This is a genomic window from Vibrio sp. 1402 (assembly GCF_033340275.1).
Map to the genome: position 1 here is coordinate 1 of NZ_JAWOWE010000109.1, position 978 is coordinate 978.

At 46.4% G+C, this 978-nt stretch carries 1 protein-coding gene; it reads left to right on the forward strand.

Annotation, left to right across the window (positions count from 1 at the left end):
• Nucleotides 1-978: methyl-accepting chemotaxis protein (locus R7044_RS24475; RefSeq protein WP_225455908.1), on the forward strand; the 978-nt coding region annotated here is incomplete at both ends.

The window sequence follows — 978 nt, forward strand, 5'->3', positions numbered from 1 at the left end:
TTGAAGAAAAACACTCAATAGCAGAAAAAACACCACATTGGGGTTGGGTTGTCGGCACAGGTATTGGCTTTAATGAAGTGAATGCACGTTTTTGGTCGACAGCACAGTGGCAGCTTATGCTGTGTCTGGTTATCGCAGGTTCAATTCTTGGAGGCTTGATCATCTCAATTCGCAAAATGCTCAATCTCTTAGGAGGTGAACCTAACGATGTACGAGAAGCGGTTCAAGCGGTTGCACAAGGTAACATCCAAACTAGCTTTGATACCGTCGCTCCAAAAGGCAGTATCTACCATGCGGTTCAGAATATGAGCCAATCATTGGCAACCATGGTGACTAACCTTGAACAATCGATGCACGCTCTACGCGATGAGCTATCAGCAGTAGAGTCGCGCTCAAATTCCATCGCCGAGCTTACCGTTTCTCAGCAGCAATCGACCGCAATGATTGCAACAGCGATGACAGAAATGGCTTCTTCCGCTAACCATGTGGCAAGCTCTGCTAGCGACACAGCACGTAATACCGATGAAGCAGATAAACAAAGTCAGCACACTCAATCACTGATCCACAGTACGGTAGATAACATCCAAGGTCTTGCGACTCAGCTGAATACTGCAAGTAAAGCGGTTGCCGATCTCGATCAAGATGTAAACAATATCGTGAAAGTCCTGGATGTAATCGGGGATATTGCGGAACAAACCAACCTATTAGCCTTGAACGCTGCAATTGAAGCAGCCCGAGCAGGCGAACAAGGACGAGGCTTTGCTGTAGTAGCAGATGAGGTGCGTAATCTTGCAGGTCGAACTCAAGACAGCACAAAAGAGATCCAACACATGATCTCGAATCTTCAAGAAGGCTCTCGCAATGCCATTCATACAATGGAAATCTGTGCGGAAACAAGTGAAAGCACAGTAACTGAATCGATGAATGCATCAGAAGCTCTCCAACAGATCGTTACCGCGCTTGAATCTATCACAGCAA